The following is a 24,646-nucleotide window of genomic DNA, read 5'->3' as shown; positions in this document are numbered from 1 at the left end:
AAAGGATCAACCCGTCTTGCGGGCAGCCTCGGCCGACAAGGCCGCCACGGGACCAAAAACATCCTCGAAGGCTGATTTCAGCGCCAGATCCAGATCGGCCATGCCGACGGGCAGGCCGAGGTCGACGAGGCTGGTGACGCCATGGTCCTGGACGCCGCAGGGAACGATGCCGCCGAAATGCTCAAGCTCCGGTTCGACATTGATGGCGATGCCGTGAAAGCTCACCCAGCGCCGCAGCCGGATACCGATCGCGGCGATCTTATCCTCCGCCGGCGAGCCGTCCGGCAGGGCAGGGCGATCAGGCCGCACCACCCACACGCCTACCCGGTCCTCGCGGCGTTCGCCGCGCACGTTGAAGGCGGCGAGCGTGCCGATGATCCATTGTTCGAGCGCGGCGACGAAAGCGCGCACATCCTCGCGCCGCCGTTTCAGGTCGAGCATGACATAGGCGACCCGCTGGCCCGGCCCATGATAGGTGTATTCGCCGCCACGTCCGGCGGCAAAGACGGGAAAGCGATCAGGCTCGATCAGGTCCTCGATGCGGGCGCTGGTGCCGGCAGTGTAGAGCGGGGGATGCTCGACCAGCCAGACCATTTCGCCGGCGGCCCCGCTACGGATCGCCTCGGCCCGCGCTTCCATGAAGGCCAGTGCCTCGGGGTAGGCGGTAAGGCCGGGCTCGATGCGCCACTCCACCGGTGCCGAACCGGGGAGCGGCAGGAACGACGTGGCGATCTGGCTGCGTTCTGTCATGGTTCTTCGTTTTTGTTCATGCATGCCGCGATCCCAAAACCGCCTCGCGCTTTCGGGCAACATGCATCCGCCTCCCATATGGCGATATCGGACGCAAACGTCCAGTTCCGCATGCTCATTCCGATCCTGTGGACCGATATGCCAATCGGTTGAGATTATTGCGCATCGCGCACTTGTTTCGCCGGAAACGATTTGCTACACGCCGCGAGCCGGTCGGTTCCGGCTCCTACCACGTGCGGTCGTGGCGGAATTGGTAGACGCGCAGCGTTGAGGTCGCTGTGGGGCAACCCGTGGAAGTTCGAGTCTTCTCGACCGCACCAAATTTCCTGAAGCAAGCCTTCGGACGCCTTGCAATAACCTCCGGCAATCTGGCGATCATCAGACCCTGAGCACGGTGCCGGCCGCTCTATAAGGGCCGGACCTCGGGTCCATTCGGCAGATCGACGGTCACGACAAGGCCGCTTGGCTGGTTGTCGTGCAACTCGATCCTGCCGCCGTGACCCTGGATGATATCTGCCACGATCGAGAGGCCGAGACCGAAACCGTGTTTCGACGCAACGCCGCGCGACATATCCTCCTTGAAGAAGGGTTCGAAAACGCGCGAGCGCGCCGTCATCGAAATTCCCGGCCCATCGTCGCCCACCGCGATACGCGCCGCCGAGTCGGTCTGCGTCAAGGCGACGGTGACGTTGCCGGCAAATTTGACCCCGTTGTCGCATAAATTGGTGATGGCGCGCGCCAGCGCATTGGGTTTGCACCAGCCCAGAAGCCTGTCCGGTCCGGAATAGGAAACCGAAAACCCGACATCGGAGAATTCGGCACAGACGGTCTGCAGCACGCTGGCAATGTCGGCCCGCTGCAGCTTTTCGGTCGAGACGTCGTTGCGCAGATAGGTCAGGGTCTCGTCGATCAGATCCTCGATGTGCCGGACGTCGGACAATATGGCGGCTCGAACGGGGCCGTCATCCATGCGCTCGGCGCGAAGGCGCAGCCGCGTCAACGGCGTGCGCAGATCATGACTGACGCTGCGCAGCATGCGGGTGCGGTTCTCGATCATGGTGCGGATACGCGTTCTCATCCTGTTCAGCGCGCGCGCCAGGCCGACCATTTCGATGGAGCCGCGTTCGGCGAAAAGTTCGTTGCCATTCTCGATCTCGGCTTCCCCCACTGCGTTCGAGATGCGCTTCAATGGCTCCGTCACGGCCCAGACCGCAAATAGCCAGATCAACACAGGCAGGGCGACGAAAGCCATGAACCTGTAGAACGAGACACGGACGAAGCCTGATGTCAGCCAGGAATCGGGCATGCCGAAATGCGCCAGGACGCTCTGCTGGTCCAGGTCGATGACAAACGCATATTGGCGGCCGATCCTTATCCAGCGCCCAGGGATCGAGCCGCTCTCGATCTGAAGAAGCCATCCGGTGCTTCGCCATTGCAGATAGGAATCTGGAATAGTGCTGATCTGCTCCCTGGGCAGGATCTTGAAATCAAAGCCGGCGCGTGTCGCCGCAGCCAGAACAGCGCCGCGGGCTTCGGTTGGCGTTTCGCGCAACAAGGCAGCGACAACGCCAGCCCGCCTGGCGCTGTCTTCCACCACGGGAAGGTCGACATTCGCTATCAAACCCTCGACGACCGATCCGACGGACATGATCGCGATCACCGCCATGAAAATAATTGCCGCGAACTGCCCACGCACCGACTGGGGCAGGAAGCGGCGGACCAAGCGCCTCACGCTTCCTCCACCGTGGCGGTGAAGATGTAGCCACCCAGCCGGACAGTCTTGAGGAGAACGGGATCGCGCGCATCCTTTTCGATCTTCTGGCGAATCCGGCTGACATGGACATCGACGCTTCGCTCGATCGGGCCGGCAAGCCCGGCATGGGTGACGCTGAGAAGCTCCTCGCGCGACAGAACCCGGCCTGCATTGCGGCAGAACGCCAGCAAAAGATCGAATTCATGCGTCGTGGTCGCAACCCGCGCATTGCTGGGATCATGCAATTGCCGGCGAACGGGATCGAGGCGCCAGCCGTTGAAGCGAAGCACCCTTGTGCGGTCCCGTTCGTCGGGAGCGTAAGCCGTGCGGCGCAGCAACGCCCTTATCCTTGCGGTCAGTTCGCGCGCGCTGAACGGTTTGGTCACGTAATCGTCGGCGCCGATCTCCAGTCCGAAGATGCGGTCGATTTCCTCGCCAAGCGCCGTCAGCATCAGGATCGGAACGTTCGTTTGCGCGCGAAGCCGGCGGCATATGCTGAGGCCGTTCTCGCCAGGCAGCATGATATCGAGCACGATGAGATCGAATTTCTGGTTGCGAAGCGCGGCGTTCATGCGGACGCCGTTGCCGGCGATTTCGACGATCATGCCGTTTTCCGTCAGCGTCTCGCCCAGCATGCGGGCGATCTCGATGTCGTCTTCGACAATGAGGATCTGCGGGCCTTGCCTCGGCGATTTGAACTCGGCGTTCAGATCGATCCGGCTGGAGCTTACCGCGGCCTGCACTGCATTATGTGTGGGCATCAAAACCGATATCCGACGAGAAGCATCCCCGAGGGCTGGACCTTGTCGACGACAACAGGGCTGTCGGCAGCGTCCCCCATGAGAATGCCCACCCCCGCCTTGCCACGCACCATCCAGTTGTGATTGAGCGTATATGTGGCGGAAATCGAAAAATCGGCGCGCTTCAACCCGGCGCGGGCATCATACTGGGTCAATCCCGAGCGAGCCGATTGCTCCGGCGTGACGCCGAAATAGGCCTGCATGTATTTTTCGTCAGCGAAGACGACCGATGCGCCGGCGCCGACCATCCATGACCGGGACAGAGGCTGGGTCACCTCGATGCCAAGCGTGCCCTGCATGCCGTCGCTGCCGCCGATGGTCTTGTCCAATTGCGCGTAGATTTTCGCCGGGCCGAACTTCACCGCCGCCTTGGCCCCGACGACCGCGCCCATGTCGACATCCCCCAGGCCGCGCAGACGATCGGCATCGTCCTCCTTGCGGCCCATGTCATAGCCAAGCCGCGCACTGAGTTCGAACGGCCCGTGTTCATAGACGGCGATGTTGGCGCCCGTCGGATCTACCCTCACCGTGTCGAGAAATGTCGCCGATACGAAAGGGACCGGCATGACCTTGAACTCGTTGCTGCCCTCATATTTGGGAACGATGATGGCGCCGCCGCCCAGGACGACATGCCAGCCGGCCAGTTGCTGTTCGAAGCGCCCGAAACGCGAAGGATCGGGCGGCGGGGTCACATCCCCGGTATCGTCGGCATCGGTGTCAACTGCAATGGCGTCCGCCGCCTGCACGATCTCAGAATGCGTTGAAAACACGATTGCCATCGCCGCGAGAGAGGCCCGGCCGGCGAAGGTCCCAGAAACCAATTTGAACATGCATGCTCCAGAGCAGGGAGGCAGTAAGAGCCCCCGATGCTCCGGACTATTTCAGGTGAAAATGGCTGCATGGGTGAAGTGATGTTAAGTTTTGTTGCGCAATCTTGGCCTGATCTTGGCTCGTGTAGAAGCGCGCCACCACAAGCGCGGGAGGTCAATCGACGACTTCTGCTTCCAGAACGTCCTCTTGCCTCCTGCCACCGTCAGAGCGGCGAGCTGCTCGATAACGGCCAGGCGAAAGGCCGTGATGTCGATGGAATAGCTTCGAAAACGCGGCCGCGGTCTCATAGCCGACACGGGCCGCAATCCGTGCAATCCCCTCGTCGCTCGTTTCGAGCAGAAATGCGGCCTCCGACATCCGGCGTGAGATCAGATAGCGGTACATGGACTCGCCGACGAGCTTGGTGAAGCGAGCCGAAAACGCCGAACGACCAAGTCCCACGCTTTGCCCGAGCTCGCCAAGCGTCCAGGGTCGATCCGGTCGTTCGTGGATCAACTGAAGTGCCGGTCCGATGTGCGGGTCCGCCATCGCCCCCAACCAACCGCCTTCCCCGGGGTCGAGCGACTTGATCCAGCTTCGCAGCACCTCGACGAAGAGCACTTCTGTCAGTCGTGAGAGTGCAACGCCTTGGCCCGGACGTGCGTGCGCCGCCTCGCTCACCATGCGTTGCAGAATCGCATCGAGCCATCCGCCGTCTTCCGTCGGCTTCAGGAGAAGCAGGGGCGGAAGCAATTCCAACACGCTGCCGCGCGAGGGCCGCGCCACGGTGAAATTGCCACAGATCATCGTCGCGAGCGGCTGCTCGCCGCCTCCGTGACGAATGAGGCCAAGACGCCCAGCCAGTCGATCGATGTCGAGAATCGGTAACGGCTCTGTCCGACGATCCGAGTAGATCACATGGGGCTCGCCGCGCGTGACGACAACAAAGTCGCCCTCGGTCATTTGAAGTTCTCGTCCATTTTCGAGCGCGAGGGTAGCCGAGCCACGGCTGAGATAATGGAACAGGGCGTATGGGCGCGCTGGCAGTGCCAGATTCCAGGGATGGCCGAGCTCGAAGTGGAACAGCAAGGTTCCGCCAAGGCGAACGCGGTCGAGCACTTCAGCGAGGATGTCCATCTTCCGATGTTAATACGACGGACGGTCGGACACAATATTCGGACGATTGAGGCCTAACGTCCAAGTGCTCCACGTATTAGTTGATCGCAAGTCGAGCCAACAGGTCGCGCCGCAACCATCACCCGAGCGGCAGATGGGAGAACCGCGACTGTTGCCGGCACGCCTGCCTTTCCTCGGACCCGCGTCGTCCGTTATCTCAACAGGAGCAACCAATGCGAAATCTTCTACTCTCAGTCGCTACCGTCCTCATGGCCGGAGCAACAGTCGCCGCCCCCGCCCAATCAGCTCAACTGCCCAAGGGGGCGGCCCACAATATCGTGCTCGTCCATGGCGCTTTCGTCGACCAGACGAGTTGGAAGCCGGTCGCCGATATCCTCACGAAGAAGGGCTACAATGTAACGCTCGTCGAAAACCCGCTCACCTCCCTCGCGGCGGACGTCGATGCCACCAAACAGGCGCTTGCGAAACAGAACGGCAAGACCGTCCTCGTTGGCCACTCCTGGGGCGGTGTGGTCATCACGCAGGCAGGTGACGATCCCAACGTCTCGGCGCTCGTCTACGTCTCCGCATTCGCGCCCGACGTGGGAGAATCTCTGGCGGGCTTATCCAAGAGCGGTCCGGCAACCGAAGGCGCCGCGGCGATTCATCCCGACGAAAAGGGCAACCTCTACATCGATCCCAAAGTGTTTCCCTCTGCAGTCGCGGCTGACCTTCCCGCGGAGATCGCCGAATCCTTGGCAAACCATCAGCTCCCGTTGAACCACACGGCGTTCGAGGCTCCCGTCGATAAGGCGGCCTGGCACGACAAGCCGACATTCTATGTGATCAGCACGAAGGACAAGGTCATCGCACCCGAGGTCCAGAAGCTGTTCGCCGAAAGGATGAAGGCCCAGACGACGGATGTCGCCGGCAGCCATGCATCCCTGGTCGTCCACGCGAAGGAAGTCGCCGCGGTGATTGAAAAGGCCGCGCTCGTGAAGTGACGATTGTGCTCCCGGCGCCTTCGTGCCGGGAGCACCATGCGTGCTCGGCGGACTACGGAATGCCTTGGTCCGCGAGCGGCTCAAACCTAGCCAAAACCGCACCAGCTACTCCCACTCGATTATCTGTGCCAAGCATCCGGAGGATGACATGACTGAGTTCGACACCTCGAGCCAGGACGCCGCAACGCTAGAAACAGCGCCCACCCGTTACATCGAAGGCGGCGGAATCCGCTTCGCCTATCGCCGCCTCGGCCCATCGACCGGAACTGCGCTTGTCCTCCTGCAGCATTTCTCGGGCAACATCGACGCGTGGGACCCCGCCGTCGTGAATGTCCTGGCCACCGATCGACCGGTGATCGCTTTCGATAACGCCGGGGTCGGCCGCTCGACAGGCCAAACGCCCGACAATATCGCGGCGATGGCCCAAGACGCGGTCGCTTTTATCAAACTGCTCGGCCTCTCCGAAGTCGACCTTCTTGGCTTTTCCCTCGGCGGCTGTGTCGCCCAGCAGATCGCTGCCGAGCACGGACGGCTGGTGCGCAAGCTCATCCTCGTCGGCACGGCTCCGAGAGGCGGAGAAGAGCATCTGTTGACGGTTCTCCAGGACGCGTTTTCCCAAACCGACGCGCCGGACGTCCGCCTGCCACTATTCTTCACGAAGTCGTCCGCCAGCCAGTCGGCCGGCCTGGCTTTCCTGAAGCGGGCGAAGGCGCGTAAGGAGGATCGGGACACCGACAACGGCGGCGCGGTGACGGATCCGCAGGCCAAGGCGCTTATTACCTGGTGCGCCACACCTGATCCCGAGCACGCCATTCTGCGCGCCATCCGCCAGCCCGCCCTTGTGGTCAGCGGCAGCCACGACACCATGCTGCCGGCGGACAACGCCTATGCAATGTTCAAGGCTCTAAGCAACGCCCAGCTGGTCCTCTATCCCGATTCCGGCCACGGCGCCCTGTTTCAGCACCACGAATTGTTCGTCAGCCACGTCCGGACCTTCCTGGAAGCGTAATCGGCCGCTGCATAATCCCGGCGCGATCGGTCGCACCTTTATTCTTGAGAGCTGTTACGGAGAAAGAAATGACAATCGCAAAGGTCGAGGTTGAGCGTTTCAGCCTGACGTGTTCCAAACCATTCGACGCCGTTGTGGCCGCGCTCAAGTCAGCGGTCGGGCAACCTGACATTGTCGAATTTTTCAAGGCGACGGTGGCTGCAAATTCCTTCTCGGATTTGGAGCGCGTTGTGCAAAGCGGCCTGGGCCGCACAGGTCTCATGCTTTTCGCGGAATTCGACTTGGGCGCCATTCTGCGCCGCGAAACTGGAACCGAGACTCCCAAGAGCATGCGGTTCCTGGTGGGCAATCCACTCATCATGAAAGAAATGGTCAAGCACGTTCCCGATGCTGGATCTTACGCTCCAGTCACAATCCTTGTTGATGAACGTCCCGATGGCGTGCACGTCTCCTACGACAAAATGGAGAGTTGTCTGCTCCCTTATGGTAGTTTGGAGGCTCTTGCCGTCGCTCGCGATCTTGATGCGAAAATCACAACCTTGCTACGCGAATGCGCAAACTAAGCTCATGGTGACGCTTCCGGCGGCAGATTACTCCCACGCGTTTGGCCATGACATGGCGTTGGCGCTGCTGCCGCTGGGGCTTGGCACGCCCGGCACGGCGCTGGAGGTTTCAATTCTCGGCGGGCGGTGCCTGGCAAGGGTGATCGCCGACTCTCCGGGAGGCTCGCGCGGGCTTATGTGAGAGCCCCCCAGCGTGGAGAGGCGCGGAAATCACGCCGCCTTCTTCATCCGCGCCAGTGTATCCGCAACCACCTCGCCAAAAGACGACGGCGTCGGAACGATGATCACGCCTGCCTCCTTCAGGATCTCGACCTTCTCCTGCGCCGACTCGCCGAAGGCCGAGATGATGGCGCCGGCGTGGCCCATGCGGCGGCCTTTCGGGGCGGAGAGGCCTGCAATGTAGGCGATCAGCGGCTTGCGCATGTTGTCACGCGCCCAGATCGCGGCTTCCGCCTCCTGCGGTCCGCCGATCTCGCCGATCATCACCACGGCGTCGGTCTCGTCGTCCTGCTCGAACAGTTTCAGCATGTCCTTGAAGGAGGAGCCGTTGATCGGGTCGCCGCCGATGCCGACGCTGGTCGACACGCCGATGCCGAGCGCCTTCATCTGCGAGGCTGCCTCGTAGCCGAGCGTGCCGGAGCGGCCGACAATGCCGACGCGGCCGGGCAGGTAGATGTTGCCGGGCATGATGCCCATCAGCGCCTGTCCCGGCGTGATCATGCCGGCGCAGTTCGGGCCGATCAGCCGCATGCGGTCCTCGAAGCGGTAGCGGCGCATATAGCGCTTGACCTGCATCATGTCCTGCGAGGGGATGCCGTCGGTGATGCAGACGCAGAGTTTGATGCCGGCGTCCGCGGCTTCCATGATCGAATCGGCGGCGAAGGGCGGCGGCACGAAGACGATGCTTGCCTCCGCGCGGGTCTCGCGCACGGCGCCCTTGACCGTGTTAAAGACGGGCAGGCCGAGATGCGTCTGGCCGCCCTTGCCGGGGGTGACGCCGCCGACCAGCTTGGTGCCGTAGCGTTTCATGTCCTCGGCATGGAAGCTGCCGATCTTGCCGGTGAAACCCTGGACGATGACGCGGGTGCTGCGGTTGAGCAGGATTGCCATTTTCTCGACCTCCCTCAGGCTGCTTTTTTCTTGGCGGCCGCGCGCCAGGCGGCGACGGCTTTTTCGGCGGCTTCTGCCAGCGTGTCGGCGACGATCACCGCCTCACCGGAATCGGCCAGGATGCGGCGGCCTTCCTCGGCTTTGGTGCCGGAGAGCCGCACCACCAGCGGCACGGTGACGCCGACCTCGCGGATCGCCTTGATAACGCCCTCGGCGACCCAGTCGCAGCGGTTGATGCCGGCGAAGATGTTGACCAGGATGGTCTCGACATTCTTGTCGCCGAGCACGGCGCGGAAGGATTTCGCCACCCGCTCGGGCGAGGCGCCGCCGCCAATGTCGAGGAAGTTGGCCGGCTCGCCGCCGGCGATCTTGATCATGTCCATCGTCGCCATGGCCAGGCCCGCGCCATTGATGATGCAGCCGATATTGCCGTCGAGGCCGACATAGGAGAGGCCGCGGTCGCTGGCGAAAGTTTCGCGCGGGTCTTCCTGGCTCTTGTCGCGCAGTTCGGAGATTTCAGGCCGCCGGAACAGCGCGTTCTCGTCGAACGACATCTTGGCGTCGAGCGCGATCAGATTGCCGTCGCGCGTCACCACCAGCGGATTGATCTCCAGCATCGAGGCGTCGTAGTCGCGGAACACCTGGTAGCAGCTGAAGATGGTTTCGGTCGCCTTGCCGATCAGATTGTGATCGAGGCCGAGCCCGAAGGCGATCTCGCGTGCCTGAAAGCGCTGCATGCCGACGCCGGGGTCGACCGATGTGCGCAGGATGGAATTGGGTTCTTTCTCGACAATATCCTCGATCTCCATGCCGCCGGCTGCCGAGGCCACGATCATGACGCGCTCTTCCTTACGGTCGAGCACGAAGCCGACATAGAGCTCCTGGGCGATGTCGACGGCTTCCTCGAGATAGAGCCGGGAGATCAGCTTGCCACGCGGTCCGGTCTGATGGGTCACCAGCTTGCGCCCGAGCATGGCTTCGGCGGCGCTCGAGATCTCCTCGTCATTGGCGCACAATTTTATGCCGCCGGCCTTGCCGCGCGCGCCGGAATGAATCTGCGCCTTCAAGACCCATTTGCCGCCGCCGATCTCGCGCGCCCTGTAGGTCGCCTGTTCGGGGCTGTAGGCCAGCCCGCCGCGCGGCACATGCACGCCGTGCCGGGCGAGCAGTTCCTTGGCCTGGTATTCGTGGATGTCCATTTTGTCCTCCCTGAACAGTCAATGCGTGGCGGTTTGGCCGGCGCGTTCGATGGCCTCGTTGACCACCAGAACGTTCCTCGCCATGCGTTCCGACGCGGCGTCGATCATCTTGCCGTCGAGGGCGGCGGCTCCCTTGCCCTCAGCCTCGGCTTCCTTGAGCACCTCAAGAATGCGCCTGGCGCGCGTGACCTCTTTTTCGGGCGGGGAGAAGACGTCGTTGGCGAGCGCGATCTGCGACGGGTGGATCGCCCATTTGCCTTCGATGCCGAGGGCCGCGGCGCGTTTGGCCCCGGCGATGTAGCCCTCCGGATCGGAGAAATCGCCGAATGGGCCGTCAATGGCGCGCAGGCCATAGGCGCGGCAGGCGACAGTCATGCGCGATAGCGCGAAATGCCACTGGTCGCCGGGATAGTCCGGGTTGAGGCCGCCAATGTTGACGGTGCGCGCCTTGCAACTCGCCGCATAGTCGGCGACGCCGAAATGCATGGCTTCCAGCCGGCCGGGAGTGGCGGCAATCGCTTCGACATTGGCCATGCCGAGCGCTGTTTCGATCAGCGCTTCCAAGCCGACACGGGTCTTGAAACCCTTGGCCATCTCGATCTGGTTGACCATGGCCTCGACCATGTAGAGGTCGGCCGGCACGCCGACCTTTGGCACGAGGATCGTGTCCAGCCGGTCGCCTGCCTGTTCCATGACGTCGACCACGTCGCGGTACATGTAATGGGTGTCGAGCCCATTGATGCGCACCGAGACGGTCTTGCCCATGGCACGCCAGTCGATGTCGTTCAGCGCCTGGATGATGTTCTTGCGGGCGCGTTCCTTGTCGGGCGGGGCGACCGCGTCCTCGATGTCGAGGAAGACGAAGTCGGCGGCGCTGTTGGCCGCCTTGTCGATCATCTCCGGGCTGGAACCGGGAACCGCCAGCTCGCTGCGCTGCAGCCGCAATTTTTTCAAATGGTTGATGGTGTGGCTCATCGTCGGCTCCCTCAGGCGGCTTCGGCGACCGGCACGGCGGCCGAGGCACGGAAATGCTGGATGGCGGCGCCGACGCCGGAGCCCGGCGCCAGCCGCACGCCGCAGTCGAGCAGCGCCATTTCGGCCGCCGACAGCGAGGCGAGCACCATCACCTCGTTCAGCCAGCCGAGATGGCCGATGCGGAAGACCTTGCCCATCACCTTGTTGAGGCCGCCGCCGAGCGACGTCTGGTAGGTGCGGTAGGCGCGCTTGACGATGTCGCCGCTGTCGATGCCTTCCGGCACCAGAATGGCGCTGACCGTATCGGAGTGCCATTTCGGCGCCTTGGCGCAGAGTTTCAGGCCCCAGGCGTCGACCGCCTTGCGCACGCCTTCGGCGAGGCGATGATGGCGGGCGAAGATGTTGTCCAGCCCTTCCTCGGCGATCAGGTCGAGCGAGGCGCGCAGGCCGCGCAGCAGCTGCGTCGCCGGCGTGTAGGGGAAATAGCCGGCATCGTTGGCGCGGATCATGTCCTCGAAGGAGAAGAAGCAGCGCCGGTGGGTGGCGGTCCGCGAAGCGACGAGCGCCTTCTTGCTCACGGAGAGGAAACCGAGGCCGGCGGGCAGCATGAAACCTTTCTGCGAGCCGCTGACGGCGCAATCGACGCCCCATTCCTCGTGGCGGAAGTCGATCGAGCCGATCGACGACACGCCGTCGACGAAGAGCAGGGCAGGGTGGTTGGCATCGTCGAGCGCGGCGCGGCAGCCGGCGACGTCGCTGGTCACGCCGGTCGCCGTCTCGTTCTGCGTGCAGAAGACGGCCTTGATGCGATGCGCCTTGTCCGCCTTCAGCCGCTCGGCATAGAGCTCCAGCGGCACGCCGGTGCCCCATTCGCAGTCGATGACATCGACCTCGAGGCCGAGGCGTTCGGCCATGTCGACCCACAGATGCGAGAACTGGCCGAAGCGCGACATCAGCACGCGGTCGCCGGGGCTAAGCACATTGGTCATCGCCGCTTCCCAGGCGCCGGTGCCGGAGGAGGGGTAGATGAAGACGCGGCCGGTCTCGTTCTTGAAGACACGTCTGATGTCCTCGAACAGCGGCAAGGTGAGATCGGGGAAGGACGCGGCGCGCATATCCTCCATCGGCAGGTTCATCGCCTGCCGGACCTGTTCGGGGATGTTGGTCGGCCCGGGAATGAAAAGATGGGTGAAACCGGCCATGATGCGAACTCCTCCTGATCCAGCAAAGCGGTGGGGGGAGTTTCGTTTCGACGGCTAAAGCCAACAACACCTTGGCGGGTAAGATCTCGCCGCGCGCGGGTGGGGACGGCCTACCCGGTTGGCCTACCCGAAAGGCTGCTTCTGGGTACGCCTCTCGCGCGCATAGAGCGCGACGGCCATCGCCCGGTTGCGGACGTCGAGCTTGTCGTAGAGATTCTTGAGGTGATACTTCACCGTGTTCTCGGAAATGCCGGTGCGCGTGGCGATTTGCAGATTGGTCCAGCCGTCGGAAAGCACCGCCAGCAACTCGCGCTCACGCACCGTGAGCTGCGCCAGCGGCGTGTCGTTGACCTTGTTGATGTCGATATAGGGGATGCAGATGCGGCCATGCGCGACCGCCAGAATCGTGTCGAAGATGATGGCCGGATCGTCGAACTGGAAACAGTAGCCCTGCGCTCCCAGCCGCACGCATTGCTTCAGGATGCCGATGTCATGGTCGTTGGAAAAGACGGTGATGCGCACGTCGAGCTTGCGGCTCTGGACCTCGGCCAGCACATCCGCGCCGTCCATGTCGGCGAGCTTCCAGCCGATGATTGCGACGTCGAAGCCGCCCTTGACAGCGAGATCCAGGAACTGCTTGCCGCTCTGCACGCTGCCCAACAAGTCGAAACGGCCGTCGCATTCGAGCATTTCACGCAGCGCCGATATGACGAATGGATTGCGCTCGGCGACGACAATGCGCATGCGCCGGTCGCCAATTGCCTTGCTCGTTTTCCCGGGCTTGCTGTTCAAGGGCCGTTTTTGTCCTGGGCTGATTGTGCGGCAACTCAAAGGCCAGGCTTCAGGCCTGGACCCGTATCATGACAATTCTGCCCCAATCGCGCCGGGGTGCTCTTTCCCCAGCGACATCGGCTGTCGCGCCGTCTGAAGCCGGGATTGGCTGGTTCCTGATGGAAATGGCATTGCCAGGTCAGGCATCGGCGATACGCTCACCTGGTTGCGTGGAACCAGCGTTTCGTTTGATATTCCGTGCCTTAGAGCGATAAGTTCTCAAACCGAATCGCGTCTGCGGGCGAGATGCATCGCATTTCCGTGAAACCGGTTTCCGCTTTAAGCTGCGATGCTCTAGACCTGAGACACAATTTTTCCGGGATGGCGGGAGGCGCTGGTGGAGGACAAGCAGACGATCTCCGCCAAGGCGGCTGACGACGCCCACGCCGATATCTATGGCGAGGACGGTGCGGTTCTTTCATCCTTCCTTGCGCAGATCGGGGCTGCGATCGCCGACCGCGATACGCCGACCCTCAAGCATGAAGTCGACCATCTGCACCAGTCGGAACTGGGCGACCTGATCGAGGCGCTGCATCCCGAACAGCGGCGGGCCCTGGTCGAACTGCTGGGCGCCGATTTCGACTTCTCCGCGCTGACCGAGGTCGATGAAGCGATCCGCATGGAGATCGTCGATCATCTGCCCAATGCGCAGATCGCGCAGGCGGTGCAGGAACTCGATTCCGACGACGCGGTCTACATTCTCGAAGACCTTGAAAAGGAAGACCAGGACGAGATCCTGTCGCGACTGCCGTTCACCGAACGGATCAGGCTGCGCCGCTCGCTCGACTATCCGGAAGAGACCGCCGGGCGGCGCATGCAGACGGAGTTCGTCGCGGTGCCGCCGTTCTGGACCATCGGCCAGACCATCGACTACATGCGCGAGGACAAGAACCTTCCCGACCGCTTCAGCCAGATCTTCGTCATCGACCCGACCTTCAAGCTCGTCGGCGCCATCGATCTCGACCAGATCCTGCGCACCAAGCGCGCTGTCAAGGTCGAGGATGTCATGCATGAGACGCGGCACGCCATTCCGGCCACCATGGATCAGGAAGAGGCGGCGCGGGAATTCGAGCAGTACGATCTTTTGTCGGCCGCCGTCGTGGACGAGAACGAGCGGCTGGTCGGCGTGCTGACCATCGACGATGTCGTCGACGTCATCCAGCAGGAAGCCGAGGAAGATCTGCTGCGCATGGGCGGCGTCGGCGATGAGGAACTCTCCGACACGGTGTTTGCAACCTCGCGCTCGCGCGTTCCCTGGTTGCTGGTAAACCTTGTCACCGCATTTCTGGCGGCATCGGTCATCGGGCTGTTCGACCACACGATCGAGCGGATCGTGGCGCTCGCCGTGCTGATGCCGATCGTGGCCGGCATGGGCGGCAATGCCGGTTCGCAGACCATGACCGTCACCGTGCGGGCGCTGGCGACGAAGGATCTCGATATCTACAATGCCGCCCGCATCATCCGCCGCGAAATGGGTGTGGGCTTTATCAACGGCATCGTCTTTGCCGTTTTGATCGGCATCGTCGCGGCGCTGTGGTTTCGTGATCCCAATCTGGGCGGGATCATCGGCGCGGCGATGATCATCAACATGTTCGCGGCCGCCCTTGCCGGCATCCTGATCCCGCTCATGCTCGACCGGTTCAAGATCGATCCGGCCGTGGCGTCGGCGGTTTTCGTCACCACCGTCACCGACTGCGTCGGCTTCTTCGCCTTCCTCGGCCTTGCAAGCTGGTGGTTCGGCGTCAGGTAGCCTCAATTGACTTTTACGTAAATGCCGTGCGAGGCTCGCGGGGGGGCCATGTCGATTCCGGCGGGCAAGGGTTTGGTTCGGGACGGGAGGCAGCGCCGCGTGGCGTTGCCCGGGGTTCGGGCATGGAGCGACAATGCGGGAATATTATTCAATCACCGAACTGACCCGCGAATTCGACGTGTCGACGCGGACGCTGCGTTTCTATGAAGACGAGGGGCTGGTGCAACCGGTGCGGCGGGGTCGCACGCGGCTGTTTCGCCCGTCCGACCGCCATCTCATCCGGCAGATCATGCGCGGAAAGCGGCTCGGTTTCTCGATCAACGAGATCCGCGAAATCATCCAGATGTACAAGGAGCCGCCGGGCGAGGTCGGACAGCTGAAGCTGATGATCAAGCGCATCGAGGAAAAGCGTGAGGATCTGCGCCAGAAGCGCCGCGACCTCGAGGAGACGCTGGCCGAGCTCGACCAGGCCGAGGAATCCTGCGTCGAGCGGCTGGTGGAGCTCGGCGTCAATACGTAACGCCGCTCAGATCCAGCGCCGCACCCTTTTGGCGTAATCCCGGTATTTCTTGCCGAACTTCGCCGCCAGCATCTTTTCCTCACGCTCGATGGCGGCCTTCTGCGTGGCGAAGGCGGCGATGAACGCCAGCGGCAGGAACCAGACGATCCCCGTGACAAAGGCGACGCCGATCAAAAGCAGCGTGTTGGCCAGATACATCGGGTTGCGGGTAATGCCGAATGGACCTGTGGTGACGAGGTGGTCCGGCACCGCATTGGGGTTGAGCGTCGTCCTGGCCCGGACCATGGTGCGGATGGCGGTGAACCACAGTGCCGCGACGCCGAACAGCGCCACCCAGCCGGCCGCAAACAGCACGTCGCCCAGGAGGTCGCCGATCCAGGGCAGCGGATAGAGCAGGCCAAGGATCACGCTGATGGCGATTGCCGCGACGTAGATCACCGGCGGCCACGGTATCACACCCGGCTTCGGCTGGGTTTCGGTCATTGCGTTCCTCCCTCGTCCATCTTGTCCTCGGTCTGGCCCGTGCAGCTGGCGGCCAGATCGCCCAGATGCGCTCGGAATTCCGCAGTCTGGTCGTTGTTCTCGAGCCGATCAAGCGCGGCCTCGCCCTCGAGCGTCGTCAGCATGCAACCGCAATAGCTCGAACAGAAGGTCGCGTTGCGCGTCTGCTCGCATGAGCGCTGGCAGGTTTTGAGGAAATTGACCTGCACGGTTTCGACCTGGGCCGGCATGACTTGCGAGAACAGCCAGACGCAGCCGATCAGCAGCGGCTGGTGGATCAGGTAGAAAGCGAGGCTGTGGCGGCCGATGAAGACCAGCGGATTGGCCCGGCGGCCGGGCATGAGGCTCGCCAGGCGAGCTCGCAGGCCGGAGGCTGAAACGAGTTTCGCCACCCCAATGCCGACAAGCACCGCGCCGAACCATGGAAACAGCGGCACATAGTCGTTGGAGCGTGGATTGATCGCCGACAGGCCGATCCACCACAGCCAGGGATGGTCCAGGGCTTCAAAGCGCACATAGACGGGCGCGGCGATGACCAGCGCCGCAACGACAAGCGTCAGTAGGGCCGGCAGCCGCAGGAAGGCGAGGCCGAGCAGGCTGGCGAGCGCGATCTCGTGCAGGATGCCGAAGAAGATGAATCCGTCCGGCGTCGCGATGCGGGTGACCACCGAAATGGCGATCGCCGCTCCGGCGACCATGGCGAAACGCTTCCAGAAACCGTTCCAGCGGATTTGCTGGCCATGCGCGAGGTAGAGGCTGACGCCGACCAGGAACAGGAAGGTCGAGGCGATGCAGCGCGCGTAGATCTTCCACCAGCCGAAGGCGGTGAGGCCTGGATCGGTATAGCCGAAGAATTCCAGGTCCCAGGTGAAATGGTAGCTCGCCATGGCCAGCAGCGCGACGCCGCGCACGATGTCTATGGCGACGATGCGCTTCGAAGGCTCCGGAACGGGTGCGGTCGGCGTATGGATGGTCATGGTCTCGCGATCTGATTCAGCCCTGCGTGAGAACTATCACGGTTGGACCGGACAGAAGAAGGCCGGGGCACCGGATCAAGCGACGCTTTGAGGTGTGCCGATGTTCAGGTGATGCCGGCCTGCAAACGGCGGCTTTCTGCGCTTCCGGTGCTCACGGACCTGAATGTCCGCTCCGCTCCAGTTCTCGAAAACCGCCATTTTCGGCTCGGCCTGACCTGAATCTCAACACACCTTGGGCCAGCGCCGGGAAGTCGTTGACCGACTTCGCTTTTCACGGCCTATGCGTCGGTTTCCTCTTAATCGTCCGGGAACGGCCAAGGCAGATTTGACCGGTGATTCTGCTTTGGGGAAGCAATGTCCACCCATGTGCGCCATCCGATCTGGCTTCCGGCCCTCAGGGCCGCGGATGCGCGCACCTTCGCCTCGCTCTATGCTGTCGAATCCTTCGCTCGCGCCACGGTGTCGAGCGTCATCCCGATCCAGGCCTACGAGATCCTGCACAACGAGCAGATCGTCTCGATCCTCTACACCATCGTGGCGCTGCTCGGCCTGTCGGTGACCCTGTTCATGCCGATGCTGATCCGCCGTTTTGCCCGGCGCTGGGTCTACACCGCAGGCGCCTGCCTGCTCGCCATCGGCTCGCTGTTCTTCGTCACCCATACGCTGGCCGGGCAATTGGCGGGCATGCTGTGCCGGGTGATGGGCGCCAGTGCACTTTCGATCACGCTCAATCTCTACATCATGGACCACATCCGCAAGACCGACTTCATGCAGGCCGAATCGCTGCGCATGGCGTGGTCGATGCTCGCCTGGACCGGTGGGCCGACGCTCGGCATCTTCCTCTACACGCGATTCGGCATCTACGCCGCGCATGGTGCGGTGGCGGTGTTCGCGCTGGCCCTGCTCGCACTGTTCTGGACCTATCGGCTGGGCGACAACCCGTCGATCCGGCCCGGCAAGACACGGCCGGCCAATCCGCTCGCCAATATCGGCCGCTTCGTCGCGCAGCCCAGATTGAGGCTTGCCTGGCTGATCGCCTTCGGTCGCTCCTGCTTCTGGACGACGTTCTTCGTCTATGGGCCACTGTTCATGGTGATCACCGGCGAGGGCAAGCTGGCCGGCGGTCTGCTGGTTTCGGCCGGCAACGCGCTTTTGTTCATGGCGATCTTCTGGGGCAAGGCCGGAAAACGCTTTGGCGGCCGGCGCACCATGACATTTGCCTATTTCGCCATGTCGGCGATGCTTCTGGCGGCGGGCACGGTCGGCGAAACCGTGCCGCTGCTCACCGGCGCCTTCCTGTTGTGCGGCGCCTTTTTCACCATAGCGCTCGATGCGTTGGGCTCGACCGCCTTCATGCGTTCGGTGCGCTCCTATGAGCGGGCGCAGATGGCGGCGGTCTACCGCACCTATCTCGATTTTTCCGAGCTGACGCCGCCGCTGGTCTATTCGGTGGTGCTGGCCTTCTTCGGACTGGGCTCGGTGTTCGTCACGCTCGGCCTGCTGGCGGCGGTTTGCGGGTTCGTGACCTGGCGTTACCTGCCGAAGTCTCTGTGAGGATCACGGTGAAAGTGCCGCATGCTGCTCGCGCACCCAGTTGTGGAAGCGGTGCAGTTCATACTCCTCGGGCATGAGCACGCCGGCCTGGTGGCGCATCGAGCGCAGGCCCCTCTGGTTGACCTCGCAGATGGCGGCGTCCTCTTCCAGCACCTGTGTGCCGAAGGCGACGATGTTGTCGATATCGGTCGCGGCCAGCGCCTCGGGCGCGAACAGCCACTCGGCGACAAGTTCGGTCTCTTCCGGGCCGAGCGGCACCAGGCGTACGGTCCTGACATAGTCGACATGACCGACGATGAACATCGAGGGCAGGCTGGTGGCGTAGGTCTGGCCGGCGGCGCGTTCGGCTGGCGTCAATCCGGAGAAGACCGGCCCGTGCGCCTGGCCGTCGCGCGACCAGGTCTCGGCGCCGGCGCGCAGGCCGCCGGAAAATTCCGGTGCGTCATTGTCGGCATGGCGCGTCCATTCGGGATCGTCGTGCCGGCTCATCAGGCCGCGGCCATAGATCGGCACCAGCCGCGAGAGGTCCTTGTGGACGCCCGGGCAGTGCAGGCACTCGTTGAAGTTTTCCCAAAAGATCTTCCAGTTGCAGTGCATTACCTTGCGCAGCACATGGCCTGATACCAGCGTTTCCAGCGGCCAGTTGCCGAGATTGCCGGAGGCCGGGTCGAAGGATGCCTGCGCTGAGCCCGCCGCATCCTCCTGCAGATTGATGAACACGAAACCGCGCCACACCGAGAGCGCGACGCGGTAGAGCGGATGGTCGGCCTTGTCGAAGCCATCGGGCAAGGATTTCGACGGCACGCGCACGAGGTCGCCGCGCAGCGAATAGGACCAGGCGTGGTAGGGGCAAGTGATCAGTCGCGCCTTCAGCCGGCCCTCGCTCTCCTGGCAAAGCTGCGAGCCGCGGTGGCGGCAGGTGTTGTGGAAGGCGCGCAGCGCGCCGGTGTCGTCGCGCAGCACGACGATGTCCTGCGTGCCGATGCGGAATCGGCGGAAGGCCAGCGGCTGGGCCAGATCGGCCTCGCGGCAGATGAGCAGCCAGTTCTTGTACCAAATGGCATCGAGGTCGCGCTGGTACTTCTCACCATCCCAATAGGCCGATGAGGGCAGGGTCGGTTCGGCCTGGGTCAGGCCATTGTAAGGGGCGCGCTCGCTGGCAGTGGGCTGCATGGCTGGCTTCCTGTGAAGCGGCCAGCCGACACCCGGCAGGAAGAATTGTCAATTCTCGTGCCTGCAAACGGCATGGCGCAATCGCGCTGTTTGCCGGCGGAATTTGGTTTGCCGCGTGTCGCGATTTTCCCTATAGTCATGCAGTCGTCGGTTCCGTTTTGGAGCCAAGAGGGAATGCGGTGCGGGCGAAATTCTTGCCCAATGCCGTGGCTGCCCCCGCAACTGTGTGCGGTAGTCCTCTCCATATGCCACTGAAGGTTCGTCTTCGGGAAGGTGGGGAAGGGCGCTGATCCGTGAGCCAGGAGACCTGCCGACGACGGCAAAACTGACAGGCCCTCGGGTGGAGGGTGAAAGGACAAGATATGAATACCGCTTCCGTCTCCCTCGGCGCCTCCGTCTCCTCGCAGTCGGGCTTCATGCAGCTGGCGCTCGCCGCACTGCTCGGCACTTTCATCATCGGCTTTGTCGGCTTCTCGCATATCGAAGCGGTCCACAATGCCGGTCATGACAACCGGCATTCGATGGCTTTTCCCTGCCACTGACAAGGATCTGACATCATGAACCTGTTTCGCAACGTCGTGTTCATCGCGGCGATCGCAGGGCTCGTGGCCGGCGTCGTTCTTGCCTGCATGCAGGCCTATGCCACCGTACCGCTGATCCTCAAGGCGGAAGTCTACGAACAGGCCGAAGGCGGCCATGGCCATGACCATGCCGCCGCACCCGCGGCGCCGACTGGGGCCGCCAGTGGCAACGCGATGAGTTCGGCCGCACCGGCGGCAAATTCGATGAGCGCCGCGACCCCGGCACCGGCCGCAGCCGCCGCTCCGGCCGAAGACGAAGGCTGGGCACCGGCCGACGGCTTCGAGCGCTTTGCCTTCAACGTGGTGTCCAATGTCGTCACCGGCATAGGCTTCGCGCTGATCCTGGTCGCGGTTTCGGAATTCGCCGGCGGCATCGGCAATTGGCGCCAGGGCGTGTTCTGGGGTCTGGCCGGCTTTGCCATCTTCACACTGGCGCCCGGTCTCGGCCTGCCTCCGGAACTGCCGGCCATGCCGGCCGCCGACCTGACGCAGCGCCAGATCTGGTGGGTGGCAACCGTGATCGCGACCGCTATCGGGCTCGGCCTGATCGCATTCCGCAAGTCGCTACCGCTGGCCATCCTTGCCGTGGCGCTGATCGTTGCTCCGCACATTGTCGGCGCGCCGCAGCCCGACAGCTTCGAGACGCCGATCCCGGAGGGCCTGCACCACCAGTTCGTGGTGGCGGTGACGCTGACCAATCTGGTGTTCTGGCTGGTCCTCGGCGCCGTCGTCGGCGTGGTGCGCGGACGCTTCACTGGCACGGCGACCAGCCTGCGCGACAGCTTTGCCTGATCGCAACAAGCTGACCTTCATCATCGGCGGTGCGCGCTCCGGCAAGAGCGCGCATGCCGAAATCCTGGCGACGGCGTTGCCGTCACCGTGGACCTATATTGCCACCGCGCAAGCCTATGACGACGAAATGCGCGAGCGCATCGCGCTGCACCGCTCGCGGCGCGGCGAAGGCTGGACGACCATCGACGCGCCGCTCGACCTTGCCGGCGCGCTCGAGGCCTTGCCGGACAACCAGCCGGTGCTCATCGACTGCCTGACGCTGTGGCTGACCAATCACATGCTGGCCGATCACGACGTCGGCGCCGAGTGCCGGCGGCTGGCGGATGTGCTGTCGCGGCCGCGCGGCCCCTGGTTCGTGGTCTCCAACGAAGTCGGGCAAGGCATCGTGCCGGACAATGCCCTGGCGCGCCGTTTTCGCGATGACGCCGGCCGGCTCAACCAGCAGGTCGCGGCGATCGCCGATACGGTGCTGCTGATGGTGGCGGGGCTACCGCTCAAGGTGAAGTGACATGACCGACATCGACAACAAGCCCACCGAGGACCGGGACGAAGAGCGCCATCGCGCCAAGATGGCCAAGCGCAAGGCGGTGCAGGATGCCGAGGTGGCGAGCAAGACGGTCGAAAAGGGACTGCTGATCGTCAACACCGGTCCGGGCAAGGGCAAGACCACGGCCGCCTTCGGCCTGGCGCTGCGGATGCTCGGCTATGGCAAGCGCGTCGGCGTCGTCCAGTTCATCAAGGGCAAGTGGCACACCGGCGAGAAGGATGCGTTTGCCGCTTTCGGCGACCGCGTCGTCTGGCATGCGATGGGCGAGGGCTTTACCTGGGAGACGCAGGATCTGAAGCGCGACATCGCCGCCGCCGAGGCCGCCTGGGCCAAGGCACTGGAGTTGATCGCCGATCCCTCGATCAGCCTTGTCGTGCTCGACGAGCTCAACATCGCCCTGCGCTACGATTATCTCGATCTCGACAAGGTGGTTGCGGCGCTGAAGGCGCGCCGCGAGGGCCTGCATGTCGTCGTCACCGGCCGCAACGCCAAGCCGGCGCTGGTCGAGGCGGCCGATCTGGTCACCGAGATGGGCGTCACCAAACACCACTTCTCGGCAGGCGTGAAGGCGCAGCAGGGGATCGAGTTCTAGAACGCAAGAACGGCGATGACCGAAACCACGGCGAACAACGCGATCAGCAAATAATCGGCGACGCGGTAGAGTTTCAGCGCCCGCCTGATGTCGCCGCTGTCGACGTCGCGGAGGCCGCCTTCGCCCATGAAGACGTCGTCGACCACGATGCCGCCATAGCTGCGCGGGCCTGCAAGCGCCAGGCCAAGCGCGCCGGCCATGGCTGCTTCCGGCCAGCCGGCATTGGGAGAGCGGTGCTTTTTGGCATCGCGCCGCACCGCCTGCCAGGCATTGCGGGGATCGGCGTCCTTGACCAGGAAAGCCGCCAGCACGATCAGCAGCGCCGTCAGCCGCGATGCCGGCAGGTTGATCCAGTCGTCGAAGCGCGCCGCCGCCCAGCCGAAAGCCTCGTGGCGGGGGGTGCGGTGGCCGATCATCGAATCGGCGGTGTTGGCGGCCTTGTAGGCAGCGCCGCCGGCGAGCCCGCCAACACCTGTCCAGAAGGCGGGGGCGACGATGCCGTCGGAAAAATTCTCGGCCAGGCTCTCGATCGCCGCGCGGCAGACGGCGGCACGGTCGAGCGCTTCGGGATCGCGGCCGACGATGCGCGAGACGGCGACACGGCCCATTGCGAGGCCGCCCGATTCGAGCGAGTCAGCCACGGCCTCGACATGTTCGTAGAGGCTCCTCTGCGACAGCAGCGATGTCGCCAGAAGCGCGGCGATGAAGAACCCCAGGGGCACGAACCAGAGCAGGACAAGCTGGACGCAGAGGCCGATCACCGCCGGTACCAGCACGATGATCAGCAGCGCCTGGACGCCACGTTGGCGACGCAACGCGTCGGGATCGGTGGCGCGGTTGAGCCTCAAGTCGAGAAAGGATATCAGCCTGCCGAACCACGTCACCGGATGGCCGATGGCGCGGAAGAGCCAGTCCGGGTAACCCAGGACAAATTCGACGGCCAGTGACAGGAAAGCGATCAGGACAGACATGAAGCTTCTTGATGGAGCGGTGGACCATGGTGGGAGTCTTGGCAGGGCGAGGGCGCTTTTCCCCAACGCTCCTCTGCCTTTCGTCGACCTTTCGACCGGTATCAACCCGCACTCCTACCCGCTTTTCGACCTGCCCGCCACCTCGCTGTGGCGATTGCCGGAAGAGGCACGGGCGCGTGAGCTGATGGAGATCGCGGCCAGCACTTATGGCGCGCCGTCGCCGGCCAATGTCGTCGCGGCGCCCGGCACGCAGATCCTGCTGCCGCGCGTGGCATCGCTGGTCAGGCCCCGCGAGGCTCTGGTGCTGGGGCCGACCTATGCCGAACATGCGCGCGCAGCGGCGATCGCGGGGCATCAGGTGAGCGAAGTCAGCGATTTTGCGGCGCTGGCGCAGGCCGACCTTGCCGTCATCGTCAATCCGAACAACCCGGATGGGCGCGTCATCGAGCGCGACCGGCTGCTGGCACTGGCCGCCGGGCTGCGCGCCAGAGGCGGGCTGCTGGTCGTCGACGAGGCGTTCATGGATGTCGGCCCACGCCAACACAGCCTCGCCGGAGATGCAGATCAAGGCGGCCTCGTCGTGCTGCGCTCGTTCGGCAAATTCTTTGGGCTAGCCGGCCTGCGGCTTGGCTTCGCGCTTTCCGATAGCGCGACCGTCGAACGGCTGGAGACGCAATTCGGGCCATGGGCCATCGCTGGCCCGGCGCTGGAATACGGCATTCGCGCGCTTGCCGATATTGGCTGGCAGGACGCAATGCGGGCATCACTAGCCGAGGGTGCGGCGCGGCTCGACGCACTCTTCGGCCGTTTCGGCGTGCCTGTAGCGGGCGGTACCACGCTGTTCCGCTATATCAGCCTTCCGGACGCCGCCTGCCTGTTTTCGGCGCTTGGCGAGAGGGGCATTCTGCTTCGCCACTTCAACGACCGGCCGTTTGTGTTGCGGGCCGGCTTGCCGGGGAGCGAGGTGGAATGGCAGCGGCTCGAATCCGCTCTTGCCGAATGGGCGTCGCGGCGCGAGGATCAATCGAAGGGCTCGAAACAATGATCCATGTCTGCTCGCTGGCAAAGGTCGAGGAAACGGTGGCAAGGACCGGCGCCGACCGCATGCTGTCGCTGCTCGCCGCCGGAACCGAGGTGGTGCGACCGGCCTCGATCGCCCGGGAAAACCATCTGCATCTGGTCATGCACGACATTGTGGTGGCGCAGGACGGCATGACCATGCCGGGCGAGGAGCATGTCCGCGACGTGCTCGATTTCGCCCGCCGCTGGGATCGGGCGAAGCCCATGGTCGTGCATTGCTATGCCGGCATCAGCCGCTCGACCGCTTCGGCCTACATCATCGCCGCCGCACTGGCGCCGAAACGCGACGAAGCCGAACTGGCCCAGACGTTGCGGGCGCTGTCGCCCTCGGCGACGCCCAATCCGCGGCTCATTGCCGTGGCCGACGCGCTGCTGGAGCGCAATGGCCGGATGATCGAGGCGATCCAGTCGATCGGGCGCGGCGCCGACGCGTTCGAAGGCACGCCGTTCGAGCTGAAGATCATGGGCTAGCGGTGCCCATACATC

General features: G+C 63.7%; 27 protein-coding genes, 1 tRNA gene and 1 riboswitch. Of the genes, 14 read left to right on the top strand and 14 right to left on the bottom strand.

All coding sequences use genetic code 11. The features are described from left to right. Nucleotides 1–6: 6 nt before the first annotated feature. Complete coding sequence (lipB, locus tag AB4Z43_RS02770; protein ID WP_038647476.1) at nucleotides 7–750, bottom strand: lipoyl(octanoyl) transferase LipB; 744 nt, start codon at nucleotides 748–750, stop codon at nucleotides 7–9. A gap of 235 nt (nucleotides 751–985) precedes the next feature. Here lipB and AB4Z43_RS02765 point away from each other — a divergent pair. Then, nucleotides 986–1,070: transfer RNA gene (locus AB4Z43_RS02765), tRNA-Leu, on the top strand. A gap of 86 nt (nucleotides 1,071–1,156) precedes the next feature. Here the strand turns inward: AB4Z43_RS02765 and AB4Z43_RS02760 are convergent. The 4 genes from AB4Z43_RS02760 to AB4Z43_RS02745 form a co-directional block, all read right to left on the bottom strand. After that, a complete protein-coding gene (locus AB4Z43_RS02760; protein ID WP_064983962.1) occupies nucleotides 1,157–2,482 on the bottom strand; it encodes a sensor histidine kinase in 1,326 nt (441 codons plus the stop codon). Then, nucleotides 2,479–3,264, bottom strand: coding sequence for a response regulator (locus AB4Z43_RS02755; RefSeq protein ID WP_441935802.1), 786 nt, complete (start codon nucleotides 3,262–3,264; stop codon nucleotides 2,479–2,481). Before AB4Z43_RS02755 ends, AB4Z43_RS02760 begins: the two co-directional genes overlap by 4 nt. Beyond that, the gene (locus tag AB4Z43_RS02750; RefSeq protein WP_441935800.1) at nucleotides 3,264–4,133 is read right to left on the bottom strand and encodes a MipA/OmpV family protein; all 870 of its coding nucleotides are present in this window, start codon (nucleotides 4,131–4,133) and stop codon (nucleotides 3,264–3,266) included. Before AB4Z43_RS02750 ends, AB4Z43_RS02755 begins: the two co-directional genes overlap by 1 nt. Nucleotides 4,134–4,287: 154 nt before the next feature. Continuing rightward, nucleotides 4,288–5,250, bottom strand: coding sequence for an AraC family transcriptional regulator (locus AB4Z43_RS02745; RefSeq protein WP_038647470.1), 963 nt, complete (start codon nucleotides 5,248–5,250; stop codon nucleotides 4,288–4,290). A 212-nt stretch (nucleotides 5,251–5,462) separates the two neighbouring features. On the opposite strand from AB4Z43_RS02745, the gene AB4Z43_RS02740 reads away from it, so the two are divergent. The 4 genes from AB4Z43_RS02740 (at nucleotide 5,463) to AB4Z43_RS02725 (ending at nucleotide 7,986) form a co-directional block, all read left to right on the top strand. Next, on the top strand, nucleotides 5,463–6,233 hold the full coding sequence (locus tag AB4Z43_RS02740) for an alpha/beta fold hydrolase (RefSeq protein ID WP_019858777.1): 771 nt from the start codon (nucleotides 5,463–5,465) through the stop codon (nucleotides 6,231–6,233). 148 nt (nucleotides 6,234–6,381) lie between these two features. After that, the gene (locus AB4Z43_RS02735) at nucleotides 6,382–7,242 is read left to right on the top strand and encodes an alpha/beta fold hydrolase (RefSeq protein ID WP_038647468.1); all 861 of its coding nucleotides are present in this window, start codon (nucleotides 6,382–6,384) and stop codon (nucleotides 7,240–7,242) included. A gap of 68 nt (nucleotides 7,243–7,310) precedes the next feature. Then, the gene (locus tag AB4Z43_RS02730; protein WP_441935797.1) at nucleotides 7,311–7,805 is read left to right on the top strand and encodes a DUF302 domain-containing protein; all 495 of its coding nucleotides are present in this window, start codon (nucleotides 7,311–7,313) and stop codon (nucleotides 7,803–7,805) included. Next, nucleotides 7,726–7,986, top strand: a complete 261-nt coding sequence (locus tag AB4Z43_RS02725) for a glycine cleavage T C-terminal barrel domain-containing protein (RefSeq protein ID WP_441935795.1) — start codon at nucleotides 7,726–7,728, stop codon at nucleotides 7,984–7,986. Before AB4Z43_RS02730 ends, AB4Z43_RS02725 begins: the two co-directional genes overlap by 80 nt. Before the next feature lie 29 nt (nucleotides 7,987–8,015). Here the strand turns inward: AB4Z43_RS02725 and sucD are convergent, their stop codons facing one another. The 5 genes from sucD to AB4Z43_RS02700 form a co-directional block, all read right to left on the bottom strand. Beyond that, on the bottom strand, nucleotides 8,016–8,915 hold the full coding sequence (gene sucD, locus AB4Z43_RS02720; protein ID WP_019858772.1) for a succinate--CoA ligase subunit alpha: 900 nt from the start codon (nucleotides 8,913–8,915) through the stop codon (nucleotides 8,016–8,018). 14 nt (nucleotides 8,916–8,929) lie between these two features. Then, a complete protein-coding gene (locus tag AB4Z43_RS02715) occupies nucleotides 8,930–10,114 on the bottom strand; it encodes a malate--CoA ligase subunit beta (protein WP_038647464.1) in 1,185 nt (394 codons plus the stop codon). Between the two features lie 18 nt (nucleotides 10,115–10,132). After that, nucleotides 10,133–11,089: an HpcH/HpaI aldolase/citrate lyase family protein gene (locus tag AB4Z43_RS02710; RefSeq protein ID WP_441935793.1), complete on the bottom strand. Its 957-nt coding sequence runs from the start codon at nucleotides 11,087–11,089 to the stop codon at nucleotides 10,133–10,135. A gap of 11 nt (nucleotides 11,090–11,100) precedes the next feature. Further along, nucleotides 11,101–12,291 (bottom strand): aminotransferase class V-fold PLP-dependent enzyme, encoded by a 1,191-nt coding sequence (locus tag AB4Z43_RS02705; RefSeq protein ID WP_441935791.1) that lies wholly within the window; start codon nucleotides 12,289–12,291, stop codon nucleotides 11,101–11,103. Nucleotides 12,292–12,414: 123 nt separating this feature from the next. After that, a complete protein-coding gene (locus tag AB4Z43_RS02700; RefSeq protein WP_010910075.1) occupies nucleotides 12,415–13,035 on the bottom strand; it encodes a LuxR C-terminal-related transcriptional regulator in 621 nt (206 codons plus the stop codon). Between the two features lie 424 nt (nucleotides 13,036–13,459). Here AB4Z43_RS02700 and mgtE point away from each other — a divergent pair, with 424 nt between their 5' ends. Both mgtE and AB4Z43_RS02690 read left to right on the top strand, forming a co-directional pair. Continuing rightward, nucleotides 13,460–14,872 (top strand): magnesium transporter, encoded by a 1,413-nt coding sequence (mgtE, locus tag AB4Z43_RS02695; RefSeq protein ID WP_240564640.1) that lies wholly within the window; start codon nucleotides 13,460–13,462, stop codon nucleotides 14,870–14,872. A 133-nt stretch (nucleotides 14,873–15,005) separates the two neighbouring features. Then, complete coding sequence (locus AB4Z43_RS02690; RefSeq protein ID WP_006203215.1) at nucleotides 15,006–15,392, top strand: MerR family transcriptional regulator; 387 nt, start codon at nucleotides 15,006–15,008, stop codon at nucleotides 15,390–15,392. Between the two features lie 6 nt (nucleotides 15,393–15,398). Here the strand turns inward: AB4Z43_RS02690 and AB4Z43_RS02685 are convergent, their stop codons facing one another. Together AB4Z43_RS02685 and AB4Z43_RS02680 are read right to left on the bottom strand one after the other, a co-directional pair. After that, nucleotides 15,399–15,875, bottom strand: coding sequence for a methyltransferase family protein (locus AB4Z43_RS02685; RefSeq protein ID WP_441935787.1), 477 nt, complete (start codon nucleotides 15,873–15,875; stop codon nucleotides 15,399–15,401). Beyond that, a complete protein-coding gene (locus tag AB4Z43_RS02680; protein ID WP_441935785.1) occupies nucleotides 15,872–16,870 on the bottom strand; it encodes a heparan-alpha-glucosaminide N-acetyltransferase in 999 nt (332 codons plus the stop codon). The genes AB4Z43_RS02685 and AB4Z43_RS02680 overlap by 4 nt, the downstream gene beginning before the upstream one ends. Before the next feature lie 354 nt (nucleotides 16,871–17,224). Here AB4Z43_RS02680 and AB4Z43_RS02675 point away from each other — a divergent pair, with 354 nt between their 5' ends. Beyond that, entirely contained in the window at nucleotides 17,225–18,424 is a 1,200-nt protein-coding gene (locus AB4Z43_RS02675) for an MFS transporter (protein WP_019858762.1), read from the top strand. A 3-nt stretch (nucleotides 18,425–18,427) separates the two neighbouring features. Here the strand turns inward: AB4Z43_RS02675 and AB4Z43_RS02670 are convergent, their stop codons facing one another. Next, a complete protein-coding gene (locus AB4Z43_RS02670; RefSeq protein WP_441935783.1) occupies nucleotides 18,428–19,597 on the bottom strand; it encodes an aromatic ring-hydroxylating oxygenase subunit alpha in 1,170 nt (389 codons plus the stop codon). 131 nt (nucleotides 19,598–19,728) lie between these two features. After that, nucleotides 19,729–19,926, top strand: a riboswitch (cobalamin riboswitch). Nucleotides 19,927–19,959: 33 nt separating this feature from the next. Between AB4Z43_RS02670 and AB4Z43_RS02665 the strand changes: the two genes are divergently transcribed. From AB4Z43_RS02665 to cobO, 4 genes are read left to right on the top strand one after another with little or no spacing between them, the layout of a single operon-like run. Continuing rightward, the gene (locus tag AB4Z43_RS02665) at nucleotides 19,960–20,139 is read left to right on the top strand and encodes a CbtB domain-containing protein (RefSeq protein WP_441935782.1); all 180 of its coding nucleotides are present in this window, start codon (nucleotides 19,960–19,962) and stop codon (nucleotides 20,137–20,139) included. A gap of 15 nt (nucleotides 20,140–20,154) precedes the next feature. Continuing rightward, nucleotides 20,155–20,970 (top strand): CbtA family protein, encoded by an 816-nt coding sequence (locus AB4Z43_RS02660; RefSeq protein ID WP_441935780.1) that lies wholly within the window; start codon nucleotides 20,155–20,157, stop codon nucleotides 20,968–20,970. After that, the gene (cobU, locus tag AB4Z43_RS02655; protein ID WP_064983983.1) at nucleotides 20,963–21,478 is read left to right on the top strand and encodes a bifunctional adenosylcobinamide kinase/adenosylcobinamide-phosphate guanylyltransferase; all 516 of its coding nucleotides are present in this window, start codon (nucleotides 20,963–20,965) and stop codon (nucleotides 21,476–21,478) included. Before AB4Z43_RS02660 ends, cobU begins: the two co-directional genes overlap by 8 nt. Before the next feature lies 1 nt (nucleotide 21,479). Beyond that, nucleotides 21,480–22,109 carry a cob(I)yrinic acid a,c-diamide adenosyltransferase gene (gene cobO, locus AB4Z43_RS02650; RefSeq protein WP_019858756.1) on the top strand — a complete coding sequence of 210 codons (630 nt, stop codon included), beginning with the start codon at nucleotides 21,480–21,482 and terminating at the stop codon, nucleotides 22,107–22,109. Here cobO and cbiB read toward each other — a convergent pair. Beyond that, nucleotides 22,106–23,080 (bottom strand): adenosylcobinamide-phosphate synthase CbiB, encoded by a 975-nt coding sequence (gene cbiB / locus AB4Z43_RS02645; protein WP_441935778.1) that lies wholly within the window; start codon nucleotides 23,078–23,080, stop codon nucleotides 22,106–22,108. The two genes, cobO and cbiB, sit on opposite strands and share 4 nt — an antisense overlap. Between cbiB and cobD the strand changes: the two genes are divergently transcribed. Together cobD and AB4Z43_RS02635 are read left to right on the top strand one after the other, a co-directional pair. Beyond that, entirely contained in the window at nucleotides 23,079–24,125 is a 1,047-nt protein-coding gene (cobD, locus tag AB4Z43_RS02640) for a threonine-phosphate decarboxylase CobD (protein WP_441935776.1), read from the top strand. The two genes, cbiB and cobD, sit on opposite strands and share 2 nt — an antisense overlap. Further along, the gene (locus AB4Z43_RS02635) at nucleotides 24,122–24,631 is read left to right on the top strand and encodes a tyrosine phosphatase family protein (RefSeq protein WP_441935774.1); all 510 of its coding nucleotides are present in this window, start codon (nucleotides 24,122–24,124) and stop codon (nucleotides 24,629–24,631) included. The genes cobD and AB4Z43_RS02635 overlap by 4 nt, the downstream gene beginning before the upstream one ends. The last annotated feature ends 15 nt before the right edge of the window (nucleotides 24,632–24,646 follow it).

The organism is Mesorhizobium sp. 2RAF45, assembly GCF_052115225.1.
GTDB lineage: Bacteria > Pseudomonadota > Alphaproteobacteria > Rhizobiales > Rhizobiaceae > Mesorhizobium > Mesorhizobium jarvisii.
The sequence above is the reverse complement of the archived record's forward strand: the minus strand, read 5'-3'. Positions and strand labels throughout refer to the sequence as shown.